Annotated in this window: 8 protein-coding genes and 1 pseudogene; 3 read left to right on the forward strand and 6 right to left on the reverse strand. The window is 66.8% G+C overall.

Translation table 11 applies throughout. The features are described from left to right. Together AC2VOU_RS10765 and AC2VOU_RS10770 are read left to right on the forward strand one after the other, a co-directional pair. Positions 1 to 137, forward strand: a pseudogene (locus tag AC2VOU_RS10765) (acyl-CoA dehydrogenase family protein); the annotation flags it as partial. A gap of 21 nt (positions 138 to 158) precedes the next feature. After that, positions 159 to 647 (forward strand): TetR/AcrR family transcriptional regulator, encoded by a 489-nt coding sequence (locus AC2VOU_RS10770; protein ID WP_486957368.1) that lies wholly within the window; start codon positions 159 to 161, stop codon positions 645 to 647. Between the two features lies 1 nt (position 648). On the opposite strand, the gene AC2VOU_RS10775 is transcribed toward AC2VOU_RS10770, so the two are convergent. Genes AC2VOU_RS10775 through AC2VOU_RS10785 form a run of 3 tightly spaced genes read right to left on the reverse strand, consistent with a single transcriptional unit; the run spans position 649 to position 4,144 of the window. Beyond that, positions 649 to 1,950: an amidohydrolase family protein gene (locus tag AC2VOU_RS10775; RefSeq protein ID WP_486957369.1), complete on the reverse strand. Its 1,302-nt coding sequence runs from the start codon at positions 1,948 to 1,950 to the stop codon at positions 649 to 651. After that, the gene (locus tag AC2VOU_RS10780; protein ID WP_486957370.1) at positions 1,944 to 3,131 is read right to left on the reverse strand and encodes a CoA transferase; all 1,188 of its coding nucleotides are present in this window, start codon (positions 3,129 to 3,131) and stop codon (positions 1,944 to 1,946) included. Before AC2VOU_RS10780 ends, AC2VOU_RS10775 begins: the two co-directional genes overlap by 7 nt. Positions 3,132 to 3,157: 26 nt before the next feature. Beyond that, positions 3,158 to 4,144: a MaoC family dehydratase gene (locus AC2VOU_RS10785; RefSeq protein ID WP_486957371.1), complete on the reverse strand. Its 987-nt coding sequence runs from the start codon at positions 4,142 to 4,144 to the stop codon at positions 3,158 to 3,160. A 20-nt stretch (positions 4,145 to 4,164) separates the two neighbouring features. On the opposite strand from AC2VOU_RS10785, the gene AC2VOU_RS10790 reads away from it, so the two are divergent. After that, positions 4,165 to 5,328 carry an acyl-CoA dehydrogenase family protein gene (locus AC2VOU_RS10790; protein WP_486957372.1) on the forward strand — a complete coding sequence of 388 codons (1,164 nt, stop codon included), beginning with the start codon at positions 4,165 to 4,167 and terminating at the stop codon, positions 5,326 to 5,328. A gap of 91 nt (positions 5,329 to 5,419) precedes the next feature. Here AC2VOU_RS10790 and AC2VOU_RS10795 read toward each other — a convergent pair whose 3' ends face one another. The 3 genes from AC2VOU_RS10795 to AC2VOU_RS10805 form a co-directional block, all read right to left on the reverse strand. Further along, positions 5,420 to 6,538 (reverse strand): DUF4185 domain-containing protein, encoded by a 1,119-nt coding sequence (locus tag AC2VOU_RS10795; protein ID WP_486957375.1) that lies wholly within the window; start codon positions 6,536 to 6,538, stop codon positions 5,420 to 5,422. A gap of 31 nt (positions 6,539 to 6,569) precedes the next feature. After that, positions 6,570 to 7,625: an aspartate-semialdehyde dehydrogenase gene (locus tag AC2VOU_RS10800; protein ID WP_486957373.1), complete on the reverse strand. Its 1,056-nt coding sequence runs from the start codon at positions 7,623 to 7,625 to the stop codon at positions 6,570 to 6,572. A 2-nt stretch (positions 7,626 to 7,627) separates the two neighbouring features. Next, the coding region (locus AC2VOU_RS10805; RefSeq protein ID WP_486957374.1) for an aspartate kinase at positions 7,628 to 8,316 on the reverse strand (689 nt) is incomplete at its 5' end.

The following is an 8,316-nucleotide window of genomic DNA, read 5'->3' on the forward strand; positions in this document are numbered from 1 at the left end:
CGCTGAACGCCTACTTCACCTCGATCGGCGGCGGCACCGATCAGATTCAACGCAACATCGTCGGCGAACGGGTGCTGGGCCTGCCGAAAGAGCCTGACCCGTACAAGAACACACCGTTTCGCGAGCTGCCGCACTGATCAGGTGACGCGCCTGGGTCGATGCTTGAACTTTGCCTGATTCGCGCCCATCCTGACAGCGTGACCCCTCCCGAAATCCCGTTTCGTGGGATCCTTGACCCGGTGGCACGCACGCTGCGCCTCCCGTTCCGGACGCCGGACTTCATCGACAGGATCATCCAGGGCGGGGTGAACCAGGCGGGTCGACGAACGCTGCAGACGCTGATCACCACCTGGGATGCCACCGGCGGTGGTCCATTCGCTGCCGGCGCGATCGCCACAGCGGGGCTGGCCAAAACGGTCGACGTCGCACAGGGGCTGTTCATCGGTCCGATCTTCGACCCACTACTCAAGGCGCTCGGCGCCGACCAGATCACGTTTCGTGCCGCGCTGTGTTCGTCGCAAGTTGTCGGGGTGGGCATCATGCGCTACGTGGTGCGCGTCGAGCCGATTCAGTCCATGGATGTCGACACTCTGGTCGACGCGGTCGCACCGACGTTGCAGCGCTATCTCGTCGGCGAAATCTCTTGACTTACCTCGTCGCGTAGACCATTTGCCCGCTGACGACGGTTGCGGCCACCATCGCTGAGTCCAATTCGGCGAGCGCGGTCTCGGGCGGCACGCTCAGCACGCACAGGTCCGCCGGCTGGCCGGGTTCAAGGGTTCGCAGTTGGGTGGGATGATCGGGCCGGCCCAGGAACATCGCCAAAGCCGTTCGCGCAGAGACACGTTCGTCAACGCCCAGGACAGCTCCGCCGGGCGTGCGGCGGTGCACCGCGGCCCGGATCGCCGCCCACGGGTCACCGTTACCGAAGGGCATATCGGTGGACAGTGCCACCGCGATGCCCGCGTCGAGCAGCGAGGCGACCCGCCAGAGTTGACCGTGTTCGGCGGCCGGGATCTCATCGAGATACTGATCACCGCGCTCGGCAACGAAATTGGGTTGGGTCACCACGGTCACCCCGAGATGGGCCAGATCAGCGAGACAATCCGACGGAACCACAGCGGCATGCTCGATACGATCGCCCGGCCTGGAGCCGGCTTCGCGCAGCGCAGCGATGGTGACCACCAATTGCGCGGCGGTGACGCAGTGGATGGCCACCGGATGGACGTCGCGGTGCCGGTCGGCGATCCAGCCGACCAGCTCCTCGAGGTCCAGGGCGTCGTCATGCAGGATCCGTTTACCCGGGGCCAGGCAATGCACGCGCTGACTAAGGTCACCGTGCCGGTGCAGCTCCGACAATCGCATTATGTCGGCAATAGCGAGATCCGGTGTGGCATCTGTGATTCCGGTAACCCCGTGGCGGCTGAGCCGTTCGCCGAGCCCGGTCAGGCTGGTCTCGCTGCGGCCCAGGGCCTGTGCCCACGGTTCGCTGCTGCGCAGCCGGCCGTCCGGATGCTCGGCCAGACCGACACGCTCCAGACCCGCCGAGTTGAGGATCCACAACACGCCGCTGCGATGCTGAACGCGCACTGGCACCGCCGGAGCCACGTCGTCCAGCACGCCGCGGTCCAGCGGTCCGGCAACCGATTCGTGGTAGCCCACGGCGCGGATCCAGCCGTCTTCGCCGGCTTCGGCGTTCGCCAGTGCGGCGGCCAGTCCGTCGCGGCCGCGGACCTGCGGCGGGCCCACCCTGAGCGACGTCGCCGCGGCGGCCGCGGAAAACACGTGCACATGGTGGTCATGCAGACCGGGCAGCACCGTCCCACCCGCTGCGTCCAGCACATCCTCGCCCGGCCGTGGCGGCAACGTATCGGCGACCTCGTCGATCGATTCCCCCACCCGGAGGTCGACGGCTGCACCGTCGATCGTCACCGCGTGCTGAATCAGCATGATGTACAGAGTCTTTCGGAAACAAGTAATTCAACTGCGGCGTTGTCGGCTCCCAGCGTCGACGCCGCCGAAGCAGCTGGCGGCAGCGTAGGCGACTCGGCCGGCGCGTCAGAATCCGGCGACGGCGGCAGGGCCGCGTATCGGGCCGCCACCTGAGCCATCGACACCTCGATCACCTCGCCGCCACCGCGGCGCAGCGACTCCCCCACCGCGCGGACGGCCTCCAGCCCGCTGAGCGGGTCCGCGACCGCGTCGCCACAAAACAATGGTCCGTCGGCGGCAGCGCCAACCAGCCCGCCGGCGACCGCCGCGTCATCCCCGAACGCGAGTCGGTCGGGCTGATCACGATAGCCTCTGATACGCAACCAGATTCGGCCAGGATGCCCGGGTAGGTCCTGGGCACTTAGCCTGCGGCGTCGCAGCGCCGCGGGCCGTGAACCTTCGATCACGATGTCAGCGACATGTAGCAGTCGACGCAACGCATCAGCGTCGCTGTCGAAATTCACGCAATACGAGAGCTTTCCGGCGTTCATCCAATCGAAGAAGGCCGGTTCGCCGCGTCGGGTGCCATCCGGTCGGCCGGGGCTCTCCACTTTGACGACGACAGCGCCCGCGCGAACGAGCAGCTGACCGCACAGCGGCCCGGCCCACAACGACGACAAATCTGCCACCAGTAGCCCGTCGGCCGGTCGCGGCCCGGCTCTGGTGCCGAAGCGCCGCACGGTGGGTGGCTCCGCTACGGCTTCGCCCAACGCCGCGACCGCGATGTCAAGAAGGCGGGCGCGGTCTACTACAGCGTCGGTCGAATGCGTTGCTGTCCAACGGGATAGCATTGCCCATGGATTGCCGGTGAGCGCGTCGACCTCCAGCAACGCCGGTAGCGCCGCGACGTCGTCGTCGCGTGGCAATGCGATGGCGCACCAGCCGTCAACGGTGCGTAGCAGTCGGGTGGCGCCACCGGCCGAGATACGGCCCCCGCGGGTCAGCCCGAGGATCGCGGCCCGGCCCGCCAGAATCGTGGCGGCGTCGATCTCGACGCCGAGAAGCCCGAGGATATCGGCGGCTGCCCGGCGGGCTTCGGTCAGCACAGCGGCGCGCGAGAACTCGGGCGGCCCGTCAGGCGAGCCGGTCAAATAGGCCAGCCCGCTGCGGGCCCAGTCTGAAGCCACGTCCACGACCATTAGTGTGCGCGCCGCCGTTCAGCGTCTTAGAACTGCAGCGCCGTGAAACGCCAGTCGAGGACTTGCCGTGGCTCGTCGGGATTGTCACTGACCGCGTACACCAGCGACCGCAATCCCAAAACCCCGCCGCCGCCGGTCGGCTCGGCGGATTCGATGTGCAGCTCGCTGTAGAGGGTGTCACCCTCATACACCGGCGCGGTGTGATCGCAGGACTGCCAGCCCAGCACGGTCGCAAGATTGGGCAACAGCTTGCTGGCCTGCGCCAGCGCCAGCCCGATGGTGTGCCCGCCGTAGACCAGGCGACGTCCCCCGAGGCGCGAATCATGATGCACGCCAGCAATATTCAAGGTGATGCGAGCCAGTTCCGGCGCACTGCTGACCACGTCGGCACTACTCTGCAATACCGATCCCGCCAGGTCAGCATCGAAGTGCGGCCCGGTGACCCGTTCTCGAAAGGCCTCGCCGTTCCAATCGGCGGCCGCCGACGGTGGCGCAGCCAGATCGGCACCGATCGTCGACAGGTCGTCGTCATGGTCCGAGCCGTCGGGGTCGGCGTCGGGGCTCAGCGGCAGCATCGCGCAGCGGTAGAAATCGAGGATCAGCCGATCGGCCTGGTCGATGGTGGTGATGCGGAGAGCCATCAGGCCGGTGGGCGCCCGACCGGGTCGTCGAGAGTTCTTCTTCAGCCCGACGACCTCGGTGCGGGTGAACAACGTGTCACCGATCGCGGGAAAGCGGAAGAACGTCAGCCCGCGGTAGAACAGGTTGGCCTTGACATGTTGGGTGGCCAGCGTCGACTGGCCGATCGCGACGTCGCAGACCAAGCCCGGATGCGCCAGCGCCGCCGGCAGCCCGGTGACCGCGGCGGACAGCTCGGCGTCCAGTGGCAACCGCAACCGGTCACCGAGGATGCTCTGATGCACGGCGGCCAGGCCGGCTGTGATCGTCATCGACGGCGCACCGGTGAAGACCTGGCCGGTGTGCACCTGGTCGAAGTACGGGCCGACTGTCATGGGCATGCCACCATTGCCGGATGGGCACGGGTTTGAACGACGACGAGACGATGCTGGTTGCGACGGTGCGCGAGTTCGTCGATAAAGAGGTCAGGCCGACGGTGCGCGAAGTCGAGCATGCAGGAGAGTATCCCGAAGCGTGGATCGAGCAGATGAAGCGCATCGGCATCTACGGGTTGGCGGTGCCCGAGGAGTACGGCGGGACCCCGGTGTCGATGCCGTGCTACGTGCTGGTCACCCAGGAGTTGGCGCGCGGCTGGATGAGCCTGGCCGGCGCGATGGGCGGCCACACGGTGGTGGCCAAGCTGCTGACGCTGTTCGGCACCGACGAGCAGAAGCGGCGCTACCTGGCGCCGATGGCCACCGGTGAGCTTCGCACGACAATGGCGCTCACCGAGCCGGGCGGCGGCAGCGATCTGCAGAACATGACGACGACCGCGCTGCCCTCCGAGCCCGGCGACTCGGACCTTGTCGTCAACGGCTCGAAGACGTGGATTTCCAACGCCCGGCGGTCCGGGCTGATCGCGCTGCTAAGCAAGACCGACCCGAAAGCGACCCCGCGCCATAAAGGCATCTCGATACTGCTTGTCGAGCACGGGCCGGGGCTCACGGTCTCGCGTGATCTACCCAAGCTCGGTTACAAAGGAGTGGAGAGTTGCGAACTGTCATTCGACGGCTACCGGGTGCCACCCTCGGCGATCCTGGGCGGCATTGCGGGACAGGGATTCTCGCAGATGATGAAAGGCCTCGAGACGGGCCGCATTCAGGTGGCGTCACGCGCACTCGGAGTGGCGACCGCGGCACTGGAGGACGCGCTGGCCTACGCGCAGCAGCGGGAGAGCTTTGGCCAGCCGATCTGGAAGCACCAGTCGGTCGGCAACTACTTGGCGGACATGGCGACCAAACTGACCGCAGCCCGCCAGTTGACCCGTTATGCCGCTATGCGTTACGACAGCGGCGAGCGCTGCGACATGGAGGCCGGGATGGCGAAGCTGTTCGCCTCCGAAGTGGCGATGGAGATCGCGCTGAACGCCGTGCGCATCCACGGCGGCTATGGGTATTCCACCGAATACGACGTCGAGCGGTACTTCCGCGATGCCCCGCTGATGATCGTCGGCGAGGGCACCAACGAAATCCAGCGCAACGTCATTGCCGCACAGCTGGTGTCCCGCGGCGGCATCTAGCCAGGGAGGCAGCGGCACGGCAACCTGAGCAACCCCAACCACCAACACCAACAACCAACTGATCTGTTGCGGGAACAGCCGCGAGTGATTCTCAATTCGGCTCCGACCATGGCTTGAACGGGTTGACCGCGAACTGGATCACCCGGTACGGCGAACGGGCCCGTGCATCGCTGTTGTGCCACTGGCTGACGAACACCCGCACCTCGTCCAGTGTCGAGCCGGGCGAGATGTAGCCGCCGTAGGGCTGCGCCAACCGGTTGTCGTGCGGGGGTGGAAGGCTTTCGGCGGGCTCGGGCCAATCGTCGTGCTGCACAACGGTGGTGACCGGCGCGCCGCTCAGCGAGGTCGGATCGTCGGCCACCCGCACTTCCATGTTGCCGGTGCTGGAATTGAAATAGGACAGCACTGTCTTGCCGTCGATCTGCGTCATGCTGATCTCGCCGGCCTGGTCGCCCCACAACGGCGCCGGCGTCCTGTCCCACCCCCCGTCCGGACCGGGTGCCCAGCCCTGCCAGCGGGAGCGGTCGCCGAAGTTCTCCGGGGCGACGCGGTAAAGCACCACCGGCGCACTGCGGTCGAAATTGTCGGCGACGAGGTACACCCAGCCGGTCTGCGACTCAGCCGTCGGTATCGGGTCGTAGTAGCCGCTGATCTGCGACTGCCGGCCGCCCGCGTAGTCGGCGTTGCGTACCGAGCCCGGCACTGTCTGCCAGAAGCCTTGCACCGGTTCGGCTTTCACCAGCCTCGAAGTCTGCGGGACCAGGTCCTTGGTGGTGGTGATCAACACGTAGTTCTGCCGGTTGATCTGCACGACGCCGGCCGGCAGCTGCGATGCGCCGGCCGGTGTGGGCTCGGCCAGCAGCGGCTCGGTGATGCCGGTGACCCCGGTGTATTTCACTCCGTCCGGATCGTCGACCGAGGACGTGTCGACCCGCAGTGCCACCGGCGAGTAGTAGCCGCCGAATCCGACGCCCTGGCCGGCGAAGCTGTCGCCGCACACCTGCACGACGTCGGTCGGGAATTCCAGGAACACGCACAGGTCGGTGGCGCCGATGCCGTAGTCGCGGGTCGGCGTGCCGGTGCCGGCGGCGGGGCCGATGCGAATCACCTCACCGGGTGCGAGCGCTTGCAGCACCGGCTGCGGCATCGGGGCCGGCGGGTCGGCGTGGGCGAGCCAAACCCCTTGGCAGGCAAACAAACCTGCGGCCATCAGCGAGCGACGGGCCGGGCTCACCCGCGAATCACAGCTGCGCGACGAGTAGCTCGGCAATCTGAATAGTGTTCAAAGCCGCGCCTTTACGCAGATTGTCGCCCGAGACGAACAAGGCCAGACCGCGCCCGTCGGGAGCACCGGGATCCTGACGGATCCGGCCGACGAGGGACTCGTCGACACCGGCTGCGGCCAGCGGCGTCGGCACATCGACGACCTTCACTCCCGGCGCACTGCTCAGGACTTCGCGGGCACGCTGCGGCGAAAGCGGTTGGGCGAATTCGGCATTGATCGACAGGGAGTGACCGGTGAACACCGGAACCCGGACACAGGTACCGCTGACCAGCAGGTCGGGAATTCCGAGGATCTTGCGACTCTCGAAGCGCAGCTTCTGGTCTTCGTCGGTTTCACCGGAGTCGTCGTCGACCAGCTTGCCGGCCAGCGGAACGACGTTGAACGCGATCGGCGCGCCGTACGCCTTCGGCGCGGGGAACTGCACGGCGCTGCCGTCATGCACCAACTGCTCGGCGTCGTCGATCACGGCGCGGGCCTGCTCGGCCAGCTCAGTCACCCCGGCCAGGCCGCTGCCGGAGACGGCCTGGTAGCTCGAGACCACCAGGCGGACCAGCTGGGCCTCGTCGTGCAGCACCTTGAGTACCGGCATCGCGGCCATCGTCGTGCAGTTGGGGTTGGCGATGATGCCCTTCTTGAGGCGTCCCGCGCCTCGAACATCCCTGTCGAAGTTGACCTCGGACACCACCAGCGGAACGTCGTCGTCTCTGCGGAACGCCGACGAGTTGTCGATTACGGTCACGCCCGCCGCGGCAAACCGCGGGGCCTGAACCCGCGACATCGTCGCGCCCGCGGAGAACAACGCGATGTCCAGCCCAGTCGGGTCGGCGGTTTCGGCGTCCTCGACCTCGATTTCCTGGCCGCGAAATCCCAGCTTGCGACCCTGCGAGCGGGCCGAGGCGAAGAACCGCACGTCGGTCGCCGGAAAATCACGCTCCTCGAGCAACCTGCGCATCACCTGGCCCACCTGCCCGGTGGCCCCGACTACGCCGATCGATAAGCCGGTCGCACCCATTTCTAGCGTCCTGTTCCCGCATACACCGTGGCCTCCTCGGCGCCACCGAGGCCGAATGCTTCGTGTAACGCGACGACGGCCTTGTCCAGTTCGGTGTCGCGGCACAGCACCGAGATCCGGATCTCCGAGGTGGAGATCAGGTCGATGTTGACGCCGACTTGGGCCAGCGCCTCGCAGAACGTGGCGGTGACCCCCGGGTGGCTGCGCATGCCGGCGCCGATCAACGACACCTTGCCGATGTGATCGTCGTAAAGCACTTGACTGAAGCCGATTTCGGTCTTCATCGCGTCCAGCTTGGCCACCGCGGCCGGCCCGGCGTCGCGGGGACAGGTGAAGGTGATGTCGGTCTTGCCGTTCTCGATCTTGGAGACGTTCTGCAGCACCATGTCGATGTTGACGTCGGCGTCGGCGACAGCGCGAAAGATCTTCGCGGCGTAGCCAGGGTGGTCCGGGATGCCGGTCACGGTGACCTTGGCCTCGCTGCGGTCGTGGGCGACGCCGGTCAGGATGGGCTCTTCCATGGGTATGTCCTCGATTGATCCGGTGACGATGGTGCCCGGCTTGTCCGAGTACGACGAGCGCACGTGCACCGGGATGTTATAGCGGCGGGCGTATTCCACGCAGCGAAGCATTAGCACCTTCGCTCCGCAAGCGGCCATTTCGAGCATCTCCTCGAAGGTGACCGTGTCCA

This window comes from Mycobacterium sp. TH-M25 (assembly GCF_057473665.1).

What these genes read in the sequence shown, in the direction of transcription:
- AC2VOU_RS10770 (WP_486957368.1), top strand. Translation starts at nt 159, where the DNA reads ATGCTTGAACTTTGCCTGATTCGCGCCCATCCTGACAGCGTGACCCCT.
- AC2VOU_RS10775 (WP_486957369.1), bottom strand. Translation starts at nt 1,950, where the DNA reads ATGCTGATTCAGCACGCGGTGACGATCGACGGTGCAGCCGTCGACCTC.
- AC2VOU_RS10780 (WP_486957370.1), bottom strand. Translation starts at nt 3,131, where the DNA reads ATGGTCGTGGACGTGGCTTCAGACTGGGCCCGCAGCGGGCTGGCCTAT.
- AC2VOU_RS10785 (WP_486957371.1), bottom strand. Translation starts at nt 4,144, where the DNA reads ATGACAGTCGGCCCGTACTTCGACCAGGTGCACACCGGCCAGGTCTTC.
- AC2VOU_RS10790 (WP_486957372.1), top strand. Translation starts at nt 4,165, where the DNA reads ATGGGCACGGGTTTGAACGACGACGAGACGATGCTGGTTGCGACGGTG.
- AC2VOU_RS10795 (WP_486957375.1), bottom strand. Translation starts at nt 6,538, where the DNA reads ATGGCCGCAGGTTTGTTTGCCTGCCAAGGGGTTTGGCTCGCCCACGCC.
- AC2VOU_RS10800 (WP_486957373.1), bottom strand. Translation starts at nt 7,625, where the DNA reads ATGGGTGCGACCGGCTTATCGATCGGCGTAGTCGGGGCCACCGGGCAG.